The organism is Paenibacillus sp. 23TSA30-6 (assembly GCF_014858585.1).
Lineage (GTDB): Bacteria > Bacillota > Bacilli > Paenibacillales > Paenibacillaceae > Paenibacillus.
Map to the genome: position 1 here is coordinate 232,403 of NZ_SLTL01000003.1, position 16,717 is coordinate 249,119.

Sequence of the window (16,717 nt, forward strand, 5' to 3'; positions counted from 1 at the left end):
GTATGATCGGCTATTCTTTTTGGATTCTACCTATTTATTGAAAGAGTTGATGCATTTGTACATGCCGTTTCCCCGGCGGTTTCATAACTTGTGAGGAGAAGGTTGAAAAGGAGGAAGATAAATGAATCGCAAGATTGTGATTGAAATTAATTTTAATAACTACGGGATGAATCCCAATCGGCTGACACGTGAGTGGATCAGCGAGCGGCTGGATGTATTCAGAACCTTTACGTTGCGCAGCTTGCTCAGTCAGACGAATGCGGATTTCTTGTCTGTCGTCAAGCTGGCGGGCGGATGCAGTGACATCGTGGAGGATGAATTAGCCAAGCGTGAGCCGCTTCCCGACCATATCCGCTTTGGCACGAGCATCGAAAGCAAGCGCCGCATTAATGCGTATATCGAAGCTGCGGACGAACTGCTTATTGCGCGAATTGATTCCGACGATTTGTATCATCAATCGTTTGTACAACAGTTGCATGATTACGAATTTCAGCCGGATACGGTCGCGTTGGTGAACCAGATGGGTTACCTGTGGGATGCCGTAGAAGGTCAGATGGCACCGGTATTTCACCGTTCGCCCTCCTTTTATGTGTTCCGCTATCAAGCAAATGATTTTCTGGATGATTATCGTATTGTCATTCCCGGCAAGGGCACCCATGGATATGTAACGGAGCTGCCGCATGAGGTGATTCCGCATCGCAACTACGTGAATGTCATACACGCCGCTAATACCTCGGTAAAAAAAGTGCCAGTGAAGGATCGGCTGACAGAGGATGACATGAAGGCTGTGCTGGCTGAATTTCTGGGAACGGGTACTGCCAATTTGTAACGGTCAGGAGGAGATTATATTGTTCAAAGGAAAAAAACTGCTGGTGACCGGTGGGACGGGATCTTGGGGGCAACGTCTGACGGAGGAATTGCTCAAGGAAGGGCCAGCGGAAATTCGTGTTTTTTCACGTGGTGAATTTGCACAGATTGCAATGCAGCGTCAATTCCAGTCTGATCCCCGGTTGAATTTCATTATTGGTGATATTCGGGATCTACAAGCATTGCAAGAGGCATGTCGCGGGGTGGACTATGTGTTCCATCTGGCGGCGTTGAAGCATGTACCTGTATGCGAGAGACAGCCGGAAGAGGCTTTCAAGACGAATGTACACGGTACGAAAAATGTAATTCGGGCCAGTATTGAGCAGGGAGTCACCAAGGTTATTGACGTCTCTACCGACAAGGCAGTAGACCCGGTGAATGTATATGGCATGACGAAGGCGATTGGCGAAAGACTGATGATTCGTGCCAACGATCTGAGCGAGCGCACCCGTTTTGTGTGTATTCGCGGCGGCAATGTGCTGGGTACAAGCGGAAGTGTTGTGCCGCTGTTCAAGCGCCAGATCGCGGAAGGGCAGGATTTGACGCTGACCAGTCCTGATATGACCCGTTTTTTCCTCACGCTTGGTGAGGCTATTGGCTTGCTGTTGAAGGCTTCTGTGACAGCGATTGGTGGAGAGACGCTGGTTATGAAAATGAAGGGCTGCAACATTGCCGATCTGGCGGAAGTGATGAAGGAGCAGGCGGGCCAGCCAGCCTTGAAAGTAAAAGAAATCGGCATACGCGGTGGGGAAAAGCTGCATGAGGTGCTGATTTCTCCTTATGAGGTGCCGCACACGTACCGCTATGATGATCGTTATTTTGTCATCCTCCCACAGCAGGCAAACAAGCGATTACTGAGCCAGTATGGCGGGCTGGAGCGGGTGAGCTTTGATCAATACCGCTCGGACGATGAGCTAATGGACCGCGCAGTCATTGCTAAGCTATTGCGAGGCATGGAGTAACGATGAAAGAGGTGGGTATTTTGCAACTTATAGAAAAAATAAGTAAAGGCACGGTAAAGGTTGCGGTGATCGGCCTCGGTTACGTGGGACTGCCGATGGCTGTGGAAATGGCACGAGCCGGTTACGACGTGTACGGTGTGGATTCTGATCCGGTCAAAGTAGCCAAGCTGCTTCAAGGACAATCGTACATCATAGATATTGGCGATGATGCGTTGGAGGGTCTGATCGGGCAGAGGCTGCATCCGGTTACGGATATCAAAGTGCTGGAGCATTCGGATATCGTCGTCATCTGCGTGCCTACGCCACTGACGGATGAGCATCAGCCGGATACGTCCTATATTGAAACGGCTATCGACCAGGCTATCCCCCATTTGCGTAAACAAACGCTGCTGATTTTGGAAAGTACCACGTATCCGGGAACAACGGAGGAACTGATCCGCCCGGTGATTGAACAGCGCAGGGGCTGGACGGTAGGTCAGGATTTTTACGTGTGTTTTTCACCGGAGCGCGTCGATCCGGGTAGTGTTTATTTTAACATTCGGAACACGCCCAAGGTGATTGGCGGCTGTACGCCGGATTGCCTGGCAGCAGGAGTAGCCTTTTACGGCTCCTTTCTGGAGCAAATGGTTCCGGTCAGCTCGACAACAGTCGCGGAAGCTGCGAAGCTGTTCGAGAATACGTTTCGCAGTGTCAACATCGGGATGGTCAATGAGCTCACAGCGGCCTGTGAGAAAATCGGCATCAATATATGGGAGGTGCTGGATGCGGCAGCAACGAAGCCCTTCGGCTATATGCCGTTCTATCCGGGGCCTGGCATCGGGGGTCACTGTATTCCGGTCGATCCGCTGTATTTGTCATGGAAATCCGAGCAGCATGGGTTTCCGCTGGAATTTGTGGACTTGGCAGACCGTATGAATCGGCGTATGCCGCTGTATATTGCAGAGCGCATTGAATCCCTGCTTGCCCAGGAAGGTAAAGCCGTGAACCAATCCGAGATCGTTCTGGCGGGCGTAGCCTACAAAAAAGACATTGATGATGTCCGGGAATCACCCGCCCTTGTTCTGTTTGAGCGCTTAAAGGAAATGGGTGCCTCGGTGAGCTTCACCGACCCGTATGTAAAGAGCTTTAAGCTGAACGGCAAGGTCATTCCATCTCGTGTGGCGGATACCCATCTGTGGAAAAGTGCAGATATCGTCGTGATCACGACGGATCATTCGGTGCTGGACTACCAGCAGTTGGTGGACCATGCCCCGCTGGTGTTCGATACACGCAACGCGACGGTGCATTGCACAGGCGGTCATGTCGTGATACTGGGGAATCCCGGTACTGGAGGGGGCGCCGCTGGTGGCTAACCGTGATCAGGTAAATGAGCGCTATTACGGGCAGATTAACTCGGAGGAATCTCATGAGGCTACCCGTAACAGAATCCACTGGATTTGCCGCCATGTGCAGGGTCATACCGTGCTGGATGCTGGATGTAGTCAGGGGATCACGTCCATTTTGCTCGGGCGGGAAGGTTTTGAGGTAACGGCCATTGATTTGGAAGAGGGCAGCATTTCATATGCAAAAAAAGAACTTCGTCAGGAATCTGCACCTGTTCGTGAAAGAGTTCATTTTCAGTTAAAAGATATTTCTCAATTCGAACGTCCACCCGGCGGATTTGATACGATTATTTTAGGCGAGATTTTGGAGCATTACGCACACCCTCATACATTGCTTGCACAAGCCTACCGTTTGCTTCATAAAAAAGGGACGCTCGTCCTTTCTGTACCCTACGGATACCATCCGTTTCACGATCACAAGCGGACCTACTATGCCGGGAGCCTGTCCCGTGTGCTGTTTCCTTATGTTGATGAACAAGCGCTGGAGGTGCATCACAAATATTTGTGCTTCGCAGGCCGCAAAAAATCGAAAGATATGCGCGAAGTCAATCCGGGGGCAGAGCATTTGGCCCGCTGGATGGCGCTAGACGAGGAACAATTCCGGCTGGTGGAGCAGCAACATGTTCGCAAAATGAATCAGCGCAAGGCAGCGCTCGACAAGGCGGTACAGCGAATCCGGCATATGGAGGGACGGGCATTGCCAGCGGAGAGGACTGCACGTCCTGAACAGGCAGGCAAGGCGCAGGATGAAGGGAAAGGTGCATATACTGATGGCGGGCCTATCGGGAAATAAACCGGGAATACAGCCAAAGGTAAAGGGGATGGCGTGAAGTCATGACGACGGAAATGCCCAAGACGCATAGCTGTAGCGCGGAGGGCTCCATAACTAAACCTCCCGTCACCATCAGCTTGTGTATGATTGTGAAAAACGAGGAGCAAACGCTTGCCCGCTGTCTTGATTCGGTGGCGGATCTGATGGATGAAATCATCATCGTGGACACAGGTTCCACGGATCAGACGAAGACGATTGCAGCCCGTTATACGGATCGGCTGTATACATTCGATTGGAACGACGATTTTGCCTCCGCCCGCAACGAATCGTTCGACAAGGCGACCTGTTCCTATATCTTGTGGCTGGATGCGGACGATGTACTGCTGGAGCCGGATCGGGAGCGTATGCGTTCCTTGAAGCGGCGTTTGTCTGCGGACATCGACGCGGTGGTGATGCCACTCCATCTGGCGGAAGGTGAGCAGGGTGAGCCGTTGTTTACCTCGTGCCGTATCCGTCTCGTGAAGCGGGAGCGGCTATACCGCTGGGAAGGGCGTCTGCATGAGGATCTGGTGATACCAGAAGGGCAAATCGTTCATTCCGATGTGGCTGTAACACACCGCCGCATGGAAGATCACACGCTCCGCAATCAACATATTCTTGCCCGCTGGATCAGAGAAAGCGGCAAGGTGGAGGGGCGTCTACTGTATTTTCACGCGAACGAGTGCTTTGATCGTAAGGAATATGCCGAGGCGGCAGAGGCGTTCAATCGCCTGCTGGGGGAGCCGAGTGGCTACCGGGAGGACCGCATTACCGCTTGCGTAAGGTTGGCGGAATGCTATCTTCATCTCGGGGAGCCGGAGCAACAGCTGGATAGTCTGCTGCGCTCCTTCCGATATGATGTGCCGCAAGCGGACCTGTGCTGCATGATTGGTGACTGGTTTTTCACACGAAAAGAGTGGAGCACAGCCACCTACTGGTACGAAAAAGCACTGGAGCAGCAGGGCGTATCTGGTTTGAGAGCTGTTCCCGTGCCCTGCTACTCCTGGCTGCCGCATGTACGACTTAGCCATTGCTGTGCCAATCTGGGCAAGCTGGACGCTTCATATGAGCATAACCAAAAAGCTTTGCAATACTTGCCTGAGGACCCGCATTTGTTGGATAACGAACGCAAGCTCAGGAGTGCTATTCAAAACCTTTCATCCTCAGCCCGTCCTTCAAAATAGTTCAAGCTGTTCCGGTCCGCTGTCCTCTTCCGGTGGCTTGCGGGGTGGAAAAGGCTTAGGCTCCATGCCGAGCATGTTCATGAGCTGCTTGGCGTTAGCGGCGGCATCTCCACCTGAGTTGTTGTTGAAAATAACGCACACCTCGCGGCTATGCTGCTCCAACTCCAGCAAACGGTCCTTCCATTCGGCCAGTTCACTCTCATTATACCGATACAGATAACGAACCTCTCGCCAGTTGGGCGCGGAGCTTTGATTCCAGCCGGATACATTTCGTCCGTGGAGACGTACCACCGTCAGGTTGCTGTCTGTAGCCTGCGGTACAATCGGCACGGACCCCAATCCCGCCTGCGGCTCGTCGCATACGCTGTGTATCCAGCCTTCCTCACGCATAAATGCCAGTGTTTGCTTTCGAAATTCGGGTGTGAACCAGCTTTGATTTCTGAATTCAAGTACAGATGGGACATCTCCCATCCTTTTTTTCGTGTCGCGCAGCACGGCGACGTTCTCACGTGTACAGTCGAACCAGGGTGGGTACTGGAACAGCACAGCCTTGAGCTTGCCTGCTTCGCGGAGAGGCTGTATGGATGTATGCAATGCTTCGTACATGGCATCAGTTGTTTTGAAATAAGGCTGTTTGCCTCGCGTATGCCCGGTCATGCCCTGATAGGCTTTGACGAGAAATGAAAATGAGTCAGGGGTTTCGGTCGCCCAGCGTGCCATACGATCCGTGGGCTGTACGGCATAAAAAGAACTATCCATCTCCACCACTGAAAAATGGCTTCCATAAACGCTTAATTTTTGATTGGCTTTGGTGCCGACCGGATACAGATCATTGTGATCGCCCCAACCCGTCAGTCCGATTTGAATCATAGTTGCCGCTCCTTTCCTTCATAAATACCGTCAAAAGGCGTTCCCATGATTCATTTTAATGATAAAATGGGATGAATCGCATGAAGCTGGTATGAAGTTCCTATGAATATTTAAGCTTAAATATGGTTATTGTAACATGTTGCTTAATCGTAATGTTTTTGAGTTTCCAGTTTGAAAAAGCTAATATAGTATGTAATAGAGCGAAATGAGTTCATGGAGGAGAAACAATATGGCAGAATGGTATGAGCAGAGCTTTGGGGAAGATTACTTATTAGTATACAAGCATCGCGACTTTCAGGGAGCCTATCATGAAGTACAGAAAATGATCTCTTGGCTCAAATTGCCGCAGGGAGCTAGCGTATTGGACTTGTGCTGTGGTATGGGACGCCATTCTCTTGCGCTCGCGGATGCGGGCTATAAGGTAACGGGTGTGGATTTGTCCGGTGTGCTGCTGCGTGAGGCACATGCTGCCGATCCCGAAGGACGGGTTAGCTGGCATCAGGGCGATATGAGAGAGGTGCCTCTTGAGGACAGTTTTGATGCGGTGGTGAATTTGTTTACTTCCTTTGGTTACTTTGAGGAGGATGCGGAGCAGCTTAAAGTATTAAAAGAAATTTATCGGCTGTTGAAGCCGGGCGGACGTTTTATTATAGATTATTTGAATCCTGCGTACGTAGCTGCTCATTTGGTGCCGCATTCGTCACGGGAGGATGAAGGAAATCAGATTGAGGAGCATCGGGTTATCGAGGACGGATTTGTGAAAAAACAGATTGCCATTCGTTCCATCGCTTCTGTTTCGGCTTCTGATGGCGGTGCTGCTGGTCAGGATACAACTGTAGCGGGTGAAGAGCCTGTACGTGTGTATCATGAACGCGTCAAGCTGTATCCGTATGAAAAATTCCGTGCTTTGCTGGAGGAAGCGGGACTGTCTGTAGAGCAGGTACATGGAAGCTATAATGAAGATAAATATATGGAAAATGTATCGCCCCGAATGATTTTTGTCGGCGTGCGTGCTTGATACAGAAAGGCGGTTGGGAAGTCATGAAGATGCCGGAGCTGACCCCGTGTGAACGGATCGACGGAGGCTTTCAGGTCAAAATATCCATGTCCTTTCCGCTGCGCTGGGTGAACAGCTATGTGCTGAAGGGGCAAGACGGATTTACAATCGTAGACCCCGGCCCGCGCAGTACGGATACGGAGGAAGAATGGGCGCATGTCTTCCAGGAGCTGGGGATGTCCTTTGGTGATATCTCGGACATTGTCGTGACTCATCATCACCCGGATCATTACGGCTTGGCGGGCTGGATGCAGCAGCAAAGTCAGGCTCGTGTACATATGTCAGCGCGAAGCTATAAGGAAGCGATGATGATGTGGGGCCAGCCGGATTCACAAGCGGATATCTCTATGCCGATGGAGCAGAGGCTGCCAAGCTTTTTTGTCCGTCACGGCTTTCCTGTGGAGCAGGTATCGGCCTTGGAACTGCACATGCAGCAGGCTCATCTGCAAGTGAATCCACAGCCTGATATCACCGTTATTCCTGTCGGGGAGGATGCCCGTCTGGAATGGGGTGGGCGTGGCTGGTTGCCCATTGAGACAGGGGGGCATGCGCCCGGACATGTCTCTTTGTATGAGCCGAATAGCGGCGTTATTCTGTGCGGTGATGCGGTTTTGCCAAGGATTTCGCCTAATATCAGTCTGCTGCCGGGAAGTGACCCCCAGCCCTTGCAGTCTTTTTTGAATGGTTTGCAGCGGCTTGGCGAGCTAGAGGTAGCGTGGGCATATCCGGGGCACCGTAATCCGTTTGGTTATTTTCGTGAACGGACGCAGGCGCTGCTGGAGCACCATGAAGAACGGTTGGACAAGTTCCATGAGTTGATCCAGCCAGAGGGCAGTACAGCCTATGAGCTGTGTATCGCTGTATTTAGTGACAAACTGGGGATTCATCAGCTACGGTTTGCCATGTCCGAGACACTTGCCCATCTGGTGGAACTGGAGCGACGCGGTCGGGCCTCTATAAGCGAGACGAACCCTATCGCACGCTTCTACCCGCTTCGCGGAAAGTAATGGTGGAAAGTAATAGAAGGACAACGGCATCCATGCCGGGAAAGAGGCTTTTATGAATTTGCTGCTGCTGGGGGCTACCGGACGTGTGGGACGTTTTATCCTGGAATATGCGTTAGCGGACGGTCATGCTGTTACAGCTCTTGTTCGTTCACCGGACAAGCTGGAGGATTACATATTAAGATATGGGACGCTGCTCCAGATCGTACAAGGAGATGCCACCAACGCTGAGGATATAGCGCAAGCGCTGGAGGGTGGGACGACGGCTGTCATCAGCGCGCTGAATACGGATGGAACCACGACCTTATCCGTGAATATCCGTTTGCTGATCCGGCTTATGCAGGAGCAGTCCGTTCCCCGGCTCATTACAGTGGGGACGGCAGGGATTTTACAGAGCCGGACGGAGCCGGGTTTGTATCGGTATGAATCCTCCGAGCCCCGGCGGCGCAGCACCCGTGCGGCTGAGGAACACCGCCGGGTGTACGAACTGCTGCGCGATTCGGCGCTGGACTGGACGATAGTCTGCCCGACATGGCTACCGGACGGAGCGCGGACGGGCATATACCGCGTGGAAAAGGATCTGCTGCCCGAGGGCGGTACACAAATTACGACCGCTGATACGGCCGATTTTACGTATCGTCAATTGAGTAGCAGCGATTTTCTACACACACGGGTAGGCATTGCCTATTGATGCTGTAACGATTTTAGTGTTTGACAAAGATTCAGAATTAGAATACTATGATTCTTGTTGGTAACGTTGTTTCCGAAAAGATCACGCTCAAACTCTATGTTAAAAATAGTAAGGAAGTGCATTAAAATGTCCGAGCCATCGCATCCCTATAAAACCTATTCGGAAGTGAAGCTACAGCAGCAGCAATTGCTACGTAAAAATGTCATTGATGCAGCATGTATCCTTCTTGCGGAAGAAGGGCCAGAGGCTGTGACCGTGCGACGAGTTGCCCAGAAATTAAGCTGTTCCACCAAGATTATTTACAGTATTTTCGGCAGCAAGGATGGTCTCGCCAATGAGATGTACCTGGATGGATGTCGGCTATTGGCCGAAACCTTTCAACAAGTTCCAAGCACCGATAACGTACTCGCTGATCTGGAAGCCCTAAGTTGGGCGTATTGGCAATTTGCACAGCTTCATTCAGCCTATTACAAAATGATGTTTGGCGGGGCTTTATCTGATTTTAAACCGGATGAACAGAGTCTGGAGGGCACGACTACGGCCCTATCTCGAATTCTGGAAACCGTCATACACGCTATGGAGCAGGGTGAACTGGAAGAACATGATCCGCTGCTGGTTGTCCGGATGTTTTGGTCTGCTTTACATGGAGTCATACATCTTCAGTTTGCAGGTCATTTTGAAGTAGATATGGCTCAAGGGGTGTATGCATTTACACTGAGGAATACGCTCGCAGCATTTAAAACATCCTCATGCCAATCTTAAGATATAAGGTGTACTGAGGTCGTCATAATAGGTGACTTCAGTTCATTTTGGAACAATGGTAACAATGTTTCTGAAATAAAACAACGATACTATGGAGGTTTATAATCATGTTTATGTACGCAAACAAAACAGCTCTGATCACAGGTGCATCATCCGGTATTGGCGAAGCCTTTGCCTATTCGTTGGCAGCTCAAAAATGCAATCTCATTTTGGTGGCACGTAATGAAACGAAGTTGAAGGCGTTGGCTAAAGAGCTTTCTGCTAAATACAATGTAAAGACAACAGTCATCGCACTTGATCTTTCCGCGATAGGAGCACCGCAAACATTACATCAGGAGGTTCAAAAACATCAACTAAAGGTGGATCTCTTAATTAACAACGCCGGCTTTGCCACCTATGGATACTTTGAACAGGTTTCAGGAGAACGGCAGCATGAGGAAGTCATCCTCAATGTGGCTGCTTTAGTCGATATCACACATGCATTTATGCCTGATTTATTGCGTAACCGGGATGGCGGATTAATCAATGTTTCTTCCACAGCCGCATTTCAGCCCGATCCGTATATGGCGGTGTATGGAGCAACCAAAGCATTTGTGCTTTCTTTTAGTGAAGCGCTATGGGCCGAAAATCGGAAACGGGGGCTTAAAGTTCTGGCCCTTTGTCCAGGCTCAACAGAAACGCCATTTTTTGATATTGTTGGCGCAAGTGAAGCGTCAGTTGGAATTAGGGAAACTCCCCAAACCGTTGTGAAGAACGCGCTGAGAGCATTTGAAAAGGGGCGTAGTCACATCATTTCCGGTCGCCAAAACTATTGGGTAGCTCAGGTGTCCCGGTTCTTCTCTCGTCAATCCATGCTGGGAATTGTAGAACGTACACTGCGCCCAAAAAATTAAATCAGATTGTAACCATTACGTTAGTCTACCCTATGTTCCGGGTCTGATCGCTTCTCATTCGAATCAGACCCGGCATTTCTGCTTACATAGATCAAGCGCTCAGACGCTACTCCAGCCATGTCTTGTTCTCCTCTTACCCTGCATATATCTGCTCTATTCTAACCGTCGTTATCTAACGTGTCGTTAATTAACGAGTCGTATCCTGGGCGCTTTCTTCTCCAAGCTCCTGTTCGCGCTCTGCCTGTTTGCGATGGGCGATACGACTGCTGGCCGAAGCTGCGATAGCGCCGACAATATCGTCCAGAAACGTATGGATCGGCCCCAGACTTTTATCGTTCAGTCGTTCCAGCACACCCGGTTTAAGCTTGTCGACATAACCGTAATTCGTAAATCCAATGCTGCCGTATACATTCACAATGGAAAAAGCCAAAATTTCATCCACTCCGTACAGCCCTTCATCATTTTCAATCATATCCTGCAATGGGGGAAGAAGGGCGCCTTGCTCGGCAAGTATATCCAGTTGGATGCCTGTGAGCACCGCATTTTGGACTTCGCGCTTCATCAGCACCTTTTCCACATTCTCCATACATTCTTCCATCGTTAAATTCGGATAATATTTTTTTTGTAAAAGCATGACCAGCTCTGCGATCTCTGTAATGTTTACACCACGCTTGTGCAGCCATTCGCAGGTCGCATCGGCTACTTTTTTACTGTTCAGGCTATAAGGCACTTTTTTCTTGTCCATAAAGTTGAAGTTTCCCTCCTCGTATCGTTCCTGATTTCTACTTCAATTATGACCAGTGTGTCCAGTCGGATGAAAAAGTAGTTATTTTTTACGCGAGGCTTGTATACATATTAGTACAATCTGTACAAAATTGTTAGGGAGGAACTTCATTTATGAACATAAAACATCCATTGCGCGTAACGTCTGTAGTAGGGCTGCTGTCCCTGCCGTTGTTGTTGTCCGGATGCAGTCTTTTCGGCAATGAATCGGCATCTATTGATCCCCCGCCATCCACGACGGAGCAGTCCATGATTAAGGCGGTGACAGGAAAAGCTCCCGTCAGCACCGGACAGTTGAGAGCTGTATTTTTACAGGATCATAACGGTCTACTCGCTCCGGTATCTTTGCCGATTGCTACAGGTGATGTGCAGGCGGATGCCAAGTCGGCGCTGGAAACGCTGGTTGAGGGCGGACCGTATGCCGGGTTATTGCCAGAAGGCTTTAAGGGCGTGCTGCCACAAGGTACGGAAGTGAAGAGTGTAACGGTGGACAAGAACAACAAGCTGGCAGTCGTCGAATTCAACAAATCGTTCGGCAGCTATAAGCCACAGGAAGAGCGCAAATTGATGGAGAGCTTGACCTGGACCTTGACTGACCGTCCCGATATTCAAAGCGTACAAATCTGGGTGGATGGCAAAAAGCTGAATGAAATGCCTGTTGGCGGCACACCGCTGGATCATCCGTTGACCCGCGCAGTAGGCATTAATCTGGAGGTTGGTCATGGCGTAACGCCGCTGGATTCCAGTCCGGTCACAGTATATTTTTCATCATCTTCTCCTGCCGGAGTTCAATATTATGTGCCTGTAACACGGTTGGTCAGCCCGGAAAAAGATCGTGTTCAGTCCGCGCTGCATCAGTTGATCCAGGGTCCGCAGACCAAAGATGGTTTACAGGAAGTCATGACAGGGGAGACGGCTCTGAAATCTGTGGAACGCTCCAAAGATAACGTGATTACGGTATCGCTCTCGGATGACATGTTTGCCAAGGGAGAAGCGGTGCCTGCCGAGTTTCTGGAATCGGTCGTGCTGACGGCGGCAGATAATTCAGAGGATGCGGTTAAAACTAAAATTCGAATTGAACTGAACGGTGAAAAAAGCGTGATTGGACAAAATAATCAGAATTATGGAGAACCTGTAGCCAAGCCGCAGCATATTAACGAAATTCCTCTTTAAGGGCGGCGAATCGTCCTTGGGGTGCTTTTGCCTGCACACTTTGGTAGAATAAATGTATAAGAACAGGTTGCATACGACGTAGGAGGAAAAAGCATGAGTAGATCTAACGGACGAAACGGTGATGAGCTGCGCCCAATGAAATTGACAGCAGGAGTAAATAAGTATGCGGAGGGTTCTGTTTTTATAGAGGTTGGCGAGACGAAAGTCATCTGTACGGCTACCGTGGAAGAACGCGTTCCACCCTTTATGAAGGGACAAGGAAAGGGCTGGGTAACGGCAGAGTATTCCATGCTTCCGAGGGCGACCCATACGCGTAATCAGCGAGAAGCTGCACGTGGGAAGCTGACAGGCCGGACGATGGAAATTCAACGTCTGATCGGAAGAGCGCTGCGTTCGGTTGTGAATTTGCAGGCGCTGGGTGAGCGGACAATTACGCTCGACTGTGACGTGATTCAGGCGGATGGCGGCACACGCACGACCTCAATTACCGGTTCTTTCGTAGCGCTGGCGATTGCTGTAAATAAAATTGCAGTCCAGCACAAGCTGCCTGTTTTTCCAATTACCGATTTTCTGGCATCCGTCAGCGTGGGGGTTGTTGGTGGCAAGGCGCTGCTGGATCTGAACTATGAAGAGGATTCGAAGGCCAAGGTAGACATGAACCTCGTGATGACGGGTGGCGGCAAGTATGTCGAGCTGCAAGGTACGGGTGAAGAAAGTCCGTTCGACCGTCATGAGCTGGATCAACTGCTCAGCCTGGGTGAACAAGGAATTCTGCAAATGATCGAGCGTCAAAAAGAGGTGCTCGGACCGATTGCAGACAAGATCGGAGCAGGACGTGCGGGGGCTGGCGCCTGATGCTGTTGGAGGGTCCGGTTGTTATTGTCGCTACGAAGAATAAAGGGAAAGTGCGGGAGTTCGCACATGCCTTTGCTCCGTTTGGCAAGGAAGTCAAAAGCATGTACGACTACCCCGATATTCCTGATGTCGTTGAGGATGGTAAAACCTTTGCCGAGAATGCGCTGAAAAAGGCCAAAGCGGTCGGAGATGTGCTCGGATTGCCTGTGCTGGCTGATGATTCCGGCCTGTGCGTGGATTTGCTGGACGGAGCGCCGGGCGTATACTCGGCCCGTTATGCTGGGGAAGGCGCCAGCGATCACGAAAACAATATCAAGCTGCTCGACGTTCTGGAATCGAAGCAGCTTGGTGATGATACCGGACAGCCTTTGCTAAGCCCGGCTCAATTCGTCTGTACCTTGATTCTGTATAATCCGCAGACAGGGGAGACCTTGGAATCGACCGGCTCGGTGGATGGCTGGATTACAACGGAAACCGCAGGCAGCGGGGGATTTGGCTATGACCCGTTGTTTTATTTGCCGGAGTTTGAAAAGACGATGGCCGAGCTGACGCTGGAACAAAAGCAAGCCATCAGCCATCGTGGTGTAGCATTGCGGGACTTGGCGAACAAGCTGGGGAATCCGCAGGCATAGTTTGATATAAGTAACAGGCCAGACACATAACGATCAAAAGGCTATCCGCCAGCCATGAGCTGCGGATAGCCTTTTTGACATTCACATTGTTCCGTACACAACGAACCAATCGCCGTTCTTTGCCTCGAAGCCTGCTACTTTAGCTATTGGCTAATCATTACCGAATCGCTACCTTGTAAGTGCGCAGCCAGTTATCCACTTGAGCCAAATACGCGAACAATTGAGGCCCTGACATCAGTTGACCGAACCAGGGCAGGTTGGTAGATGCCTCCGGTGAGGCCGCGATATCCCGTACTTTTTGGGCATCAATCAGCTTGAGCAGCGGGGAGGAGGAATCATCCAATAGATCCAGCGCCTGCTTTTTCACAGCAGCAAGATAAGAAGGGTTATGCGTTTTGGGATACGGGCTTTTTTTGCGATACAGCACATCATCCGGCAGTACACCCTCCAGCGCCTTGCGCAAAATACCTTTTTCACGTCCGCCCGTCATTTTAATACTCCACGGGATGTTCCATACATACTGCACCAGTCGATGGTCGCAATACGGCACCCGCACTTCCAGTCCGGCCCCCATACTCATCCGATCCTTACGGTCCAGCAGAGTAGGCATAAAGCGGGTGATGTTCAGATAGGACATGACGCGCATTTGCGCAGCTTTACCTGTTTCCCCCGGCAGCTTCGGCACTTCTCCTACCGCTTCCGAGTATCGGTCGTTCAAATACTCCAAGGGCTTGATCCAGTCCCGCACCTCGGGAGACAGCAGACTGGCTCTCATGTCGGGAGCGACTGCCCACGGGAACGTACCCGAATTGAACATTTCTTCACGATGGAACCACGGATATCCGCCAAACACTTCATCCGCCGCTTCACCGGAAATGGCTACAGTGGCTCCTTTTTTAATCTCCCGGCAAAAGAGATACAGCGACGAATCCACATCCGCCATACCGGGCAAATCCCGCGTTAGCGTGGAGTTGTTCAGCGCTGCTACGACCTCGGGCGTATCGAATTCGATCCAGTGATGGTTCGTGCTTAACTCATCGACCATCCGCTGAATCCAGGGAGCATCGGCTCCGGGCTGGAACGCATGGGCTTTAAAATGCTTGTCGTTATCCACATAATCGACCGAATACGTATGAACTTGTCCCTGTCCGGTACGCTTGTAATAATCGACAGCCAGCGCTGACAGTGCGCTTGAATCCAGACCGCCCGACAGCAAAGTGCATACCGGAACGTCTGAAATCAGTTGCCGCTCCACCGTATCCAGCAACAGCTCGCGTACCTTGAGCGCTGTTTCTTCGGTGTTATCCTCATGCGCAAAGCTTTCCAGCTTCCAGTAGGCTTGAATGCGCACACCGTCGCGGCTGTACGTTAGCGTATGTCCGGGGCGTAACTCCTTCATGGACGAATAGACGCCGTGTCCGGGGGTGCGTGCAGGACCGATGATAAAAATTTCGGCCAAGCCCTCGGCGTCGACAGCGGCTTCTACCGCAGGGTGCTGAAGCAGCGCTTTGGGTTCCGAGCCAAATACGAATACATCTCCGGTTTGGCTGTAAAATAACGGCTTCACTCCCAGCCGATCGCGTGCCAGAAACACCTGCTCTCGCTCACTATCCCAGACCGCAAACGCAAAAATGCCGTTCAGCCGATCCACACAATCCGGGCCCCACTCAATGTAGGCTTCGAGCAATACCTCTGTGTCGCATTGTGTCCGGAAAAAATGCCCTCGCTGTTGCAGCTCTTTTTTCAGCTCAGGCGCGTTATATATTTCCCCGTTATATACAATCGTATAAGTGATATCCTCAAGCTGCCGGATCATGGGTTGGGCGCCGTTTTCCGGGTCCATGACGCTCAGTCTTCTGTGTCCAAAGGCACACGGGTTGGATATCCAGGTGCCTGCAGCATCCGGTCCGCGATCGGAGAGCGTTTGCGTCATATTGAGCAGCAGCTCCGATTGATGCATTAGGTCTCCGTTCCACTGTATGAAACCAGTAATTCCGCACATGTCTGTTCATCCTCTCTTTGTCGTGTTCATCCAGTGTTGGGATGAAACAAAAACTAAATCCCCAGTTCATCAGTATATATGCCGAAAAGGAGTATAAAATGTCTGTCCGTTCCGAAAACTACAAATGGGGCAACCCGTGTATTCGCAAGGAAGGAGGAAGGCAAATGTACTACATCAAGGATGCTAAAATACGCCGCTTCACCGAACTTGACGGAGTGCGCTGCGCTGAGGTAGAGGTGCGACCCGGTGCGGCAGATGACCCGGAACTGCTGGTCTACATCACCGCCACCAACCAGCAGGATCGTCAGGAAGGTTATGACGTGGTACGCATCATTCGTAATGACGCCGATTTGGCGCTGGATTGGTACGATAATAATCTGCATTCCGCGTTTGAGGAAGTGACGGACAAGGCTTTTACCGACTCCACACACATTACGGCTGGGGAAGAACGAGAAAAGTTTAAAAGGGAATTGCTTTCCTATGGGCAGCTCAGCACGGAATTTGCCAAGGAGTTCGGCGTATGAGAATAGGATGCGCCATGCCTCGGCTTCTGTTGATTTGGGCTCCGGCGCCATCGCCGAATCAGCGTGAAAGGAGGGGGAAATCATAGACAGCAAAGCGAAGTATAAAAAAAATAAAGGCAGCAGTTATATTCATAACAATGAGTTCGCGGAAGAAGTGCTGGAGAAAAACGTAAGACACGAGGTACGAAGAAGTCCTAAACGCTTTGGTAATAAATAAATTTGTATATTGAAAATTTTTAAAGAAGCCTCCGTTTCCCGCTTAACT

17 protein-coding genes are annotated in these 16,717 nt (G+C 50.7%); 14 read left to right on the forward strand and 3 right to left on the reverse strand.

Going from position 1 to position 16,717, the window contains the following annotated elements; genetic code table 11:
• The first annotated feature begins 121 nt into the window (after positions 1 to 121).
• The 5 genes from E0698_RS04340 (at position 122) to E0698_RS04360 (ending at position 5,206) form a co-directional block, all read left to right on the forward strand.
• Positions 122 to 829 carry a glycosyltransferase family A protein gene (locus tag E0698_RS04340; RefSeq protein ID WP_192510729.1) on the forward strand — a complete coding sequence of 236 codons (708 nt, stop codon included), beginning with the start codon at positions 122 to 124 and terminating at the stop codon, positions 827 to 829.
• 19 nt (positions 830 to 848) lie between these two features.
• Positions 849 to 1,829, forward strand: coding sequence for a polysaccharide biosynthesis protein (locus tag E0698_RS04345; RefSeq protein ID WP_192510730.1), 981 nt, complete (start codon positions 849 to 851; stop codon positions 1,827 to 1,829).
• Between the two features lie 2 nt (positions 1,830 to 1,831).
• Positions 1,832 to 3,181 (forward strand): nucleotide sugar dehydrogenase, encoded by a 1,350-nt coding sequence (locus E0698_RS04350; protein ID WP_192510731.1) that lies wholly within the window; start codon positions 1,832 to 1,834, stop codon positions 3,179 to 3,181.
• Positions 3,174 to 4,004, forward strand: coding sequence for a methyltransferase domain-containing protein (locus E0698_RS04355; RefSeq protein ID WP_192510732.1), 831 nt, complete (start codon positions 3,174 to 3,176; stop codon positions 4,002 to 4,004). The genes E0698_RS04350 and E0698_RS04355 overlap by 8 nt, the downstream gene beginning before the upstream one ends.
• Before the next feature lie 89 nt (positions 4,005 to 4,093).
• On the forward strand, positions 4,094 to 5,206 hold the full coding sequence (locus tag E0698_RS04360) for a glycosyltransferase (RefSeq protein ID WP_192510767.1): 1,113 nt from the start codon (positions 4,094 to 4,096) through the stop codon (positions 5,204 to 5,206).
• Here the strand turns inward: E0698_RS04360 and E0698_RS04365 are convergent.
• A complete protein-coding gene (locus E0698_RS04365) occupies positions 5,198 to 6,076 on the reverse strand; it encodes a DUF72 domain-containing protein (RefSeq protein WP_192510733.1) in 879 nt (292 codons plus the stop codon). The two genes, E0698_RS04360 and E0698_RS04365, sit on opposite strands and share 9 nt — an antisense overlap.
• Before the next feature lie 229 nt (positions 6,077 to 6,305).
• Between E0698_RS04365 and E0698_RS04370 the strand changes: the two genes are divergently transcribed.
• The 5 genes from E0698_RS04370 (at position 6,306) to E0698_RS04390 (ending at position 10,483) form a co-directional block, all read left to right on the forward strand.
• Positions 6,306 to 7,094: a class I SAM-dependent methyltransferase gene (locus E0698_RS04370; protein WP_192510734.1), complete on the forward strand. Its 789-nt coding sequence runs from the start codon at positions 6,306 to 6,308 to the stop codon at positions 7,092 to 7,094.
• A 23-nt stretch (positions 7,095 to 7,117) separates the two neighbouring features.
• On the forward strand, positions 7,118 to 8,140 hold the full coding sequence (locus E0698_RS04375) for an MBL fold metallo-hydrolase (RefSeq protein WP_192510735.1): 1,023 nt from the start codon (positions 7,118 to 7,120) through the stop codon (positions 8,138 to 8,140).
• 52 nt (positions 8,141 to 8,192) lie between these two features.
• The gene (locus E0698_RS04380; RefSeq protein ID WP_192510736.1) at positions 8,193 to 8,828 is read left to right on the forward strand and encodes an NAD(P)-dependent oxidoreductase; all 636 of its coding nucleotides are present in this window, start codon (positions 8,193 to 8,195) and stop codon (positions 8,826 to 8,828) included.
• A 126-nt stretch (positions 8,829 to 8,954) separates the two neighbouring features.
• Positions 8,955 to 9,590, forward strand: coding sequence for a TetR/AcrR family transcriptional regulator (locus E0698_RS04385; RefSeq protein WP_192510737.1), 636 nt, complete (start codon positions 8,955 to 8,957; stop codon positions 9,588 to 9,590).
• 107 nt (positions 9,591 to 9,697) lie between these two features.
• A complete protein-coding gene (locus E0698_RS04390) occupies positions 9,698 to 10,483 on the forward strand; it encodes an SDR family NAD(P)-dependent oxidoreductase (RefSeq protein ID WP_192510738.1) in 786 nt (261 codons plus the stop codon).
• A 187-nt stretch (positions 10,484 to 10,670) separates the two neighbouring features.
• Here E0698_RS04390 and E0698_RS04395 read toward each other — a convergent pair whose 3' ends face one another.
• On the reverse strand, positions 10,671 to 11,228 hold the full coding sequence (locus E0698_RS04395; RefSeq protein WP_192510739.1) for a phosphatidylglycerophosphatase A family protein: 558 nt from the start codon (positions 11,226 to 11,228) through the stop codon (positions 10,671 to 10,673).
• A gap of 152 nt (positions 11,229 to 11,380) precedes the next feature.
• On the opposite strand from E0698_RS04395, the gene E0698_RS04400 reads away from it, so the two are divergent.
• From E0698_RS04400 to E0698_RS04410, 3 genes are all read left to right on the forward strand, one after another.
• Positions 11,381 to 12,439 carry a GerMN domain-containing protein gene (locus E0698_RS04400; protein WP_149094769.1) on the forward strand — a complete coding sequence of 353 codons (1,059 nt, stop codon included), beginning with the start codon at positions 11,381 to 11,383 and terminating at the stop codon, positions 12,437 to 12,439.
• A 93-nt stretch (positions 12,440 to 12,532) separates the two neighbouring features.
• Positions 12,533 to 13,294, forward strand: a complete 762-nt coding sequence (rph, locus tag E0698_RS04405) for a ribonuclease PH (RefSeq protein ID WP_134912982.1) — start codon at positions 12,533 to 12,535, stop codon at positions 13,292 to 13,294.
• The gene (locus E0698_RS04410; RefSeq protein ID WP_192510740.1) at positions 13,294 to 13,926 is read left to right on the forward strand and encodes an XTP/dITP diphosphatase; all 633 of its coding nucleotides are present in this window, start codon (positions 13,294 to 13,296) and stop codon (positions 13,924 to 13,926) included. The genes rph and E0698_RS04410 overlap by 1 nt, the downstream gene beginning before the upstream one ends.
• A gap of 157 nt (positions 13,927 to 14,083) precedes the next feature.
• Here the strand turns inward: E0698_RS04410 and asnB are convergent, their stop codons facing one another.
• Positions 14,084 to 15,928, reverse strand: a complete 1,845-nt coding sequence (asnB, locus tag E0698_RS04415) for an asparagine synthase (glutamine-hydrolyzing) (protein ID WP_192510741.1) — start codon at positions 15,926 to 15,928, stop codon at positions 14,084 to 14,086.
• 164 nt (positions 15,929 to 16,092) lie between these two features.
• Here asnB and E0698_RS04420 point away from each other — a divergent pair, with 164 nt between their 5' ends.
• Positions 16,093 to 16,452 carry a hypothetical protein gene (locus tag E0698_RS04420; protein WP_025683645.1) on the forward strand — a complete coding sequence of 120 codons (360 nt, stop codon included), beginning with the start codon at positions 16,093 to 16,095 and terminating at the stop codon, positions 16,450 to 16,452.
• Positions 16,453 to 16,717: the final 265 nt, after the last annotated feature.

Bases quoted from the DNA above. Each gene is read 5' to 3' on its own strand.
- E0698_RS04410 (WP_192510740.1), top strand. From the start codon at position 13,294: ATGCTGTTGGAGGGTCCGGTTGTTATTGTCGCTACGAAGAATAAAGGG.
- asnB (WP_192510741.1), bottom strand. From the start codon at position 15,928: ATGTGCGGAATTACTGGTTTCATACAGTGGAACGGAGACCTAATGCAT.
- E0698_RS04385 (WP_192510737.1), top strand. From the start codon at position 8,955: ATGTCCGAGCCATCGCATCCCTATAAAACCTATTCGGAAGTGAAGCTA.
- E0698_RS04380 (WP_192510736.1), top strand. From the start codon at position 8,193: ATGAATTTGCTGCTGCTGGGGGCTACCGGACGTGTGGGACGTTTTATC.
- E0698_RS04375 (WP_192510735.1), top strand. From the start codon at position 7,118: ATGAAGATGCCGGAGCTGACCCCGTGTGAACGGATCGACGGAGGCTTT.
- E0698_RS04365 (WP_192510733.1), bottom strand. From the start codon at position 6,076: ATGATTCAAATCGGACTGACGGGTTGGGGCGATCACAATGATCTGTAT.
- E0698_RS04390 (WP_192510738.1), top strand. From the start codon at position 9,698: ATGTTTATGTACGCAAACAAAACAGCTCTGATCACAGGTGCATCATCC.
- E0698_RS04400 (WP_149094769.1), top strand. From the start codon at position 11,381: ATGAACATAAAACATCCATTGCGCGTAACGTCTGTAGTAGGGCTGCTG.
- E0698_RS04350 (WP_192510731.1), top strand. From the start codon at position 1,832: ATGAAAGAGGTGGGTATTTTGCAACTTATAGAAAAAATAAGTAAAGGC.
- E0698_RS04340 (WP_192510729.1), top strand. From the start codon at position 122: ATGAATCGCAAGATTGTGATTGAAATTAATTTTAATAACTACGGGATG.
- E0698_RS04420 (WP_025683645.1), top strand. From the start codon at position 16,093: ATGTACTACATCAAGGATGCTAAAATACGCCGCTTCACCGAACTTGAC.
- E0698_RS04370 (WP_192510734.1), top strand. From the start codon at position 6,306: ATGGCAGAATGGTATGAGCAGAGCTTTGGGGAAGATTACTTATTAGTA.
- rph (WP_134912982.1), top strand. From the start codon at position 12,533: ATGAGTAGATCTAACGGACGAAACGGTGATGAGCTGCGCCCAATGAAA.
- E0698_RS04395 (WP_192510739.1), bottom strand. From the start codon at position 11,228: ATGGACAAGAAAAAAGTGCCTTATAGCCTGAACAGTAAAAAAGTAGCC.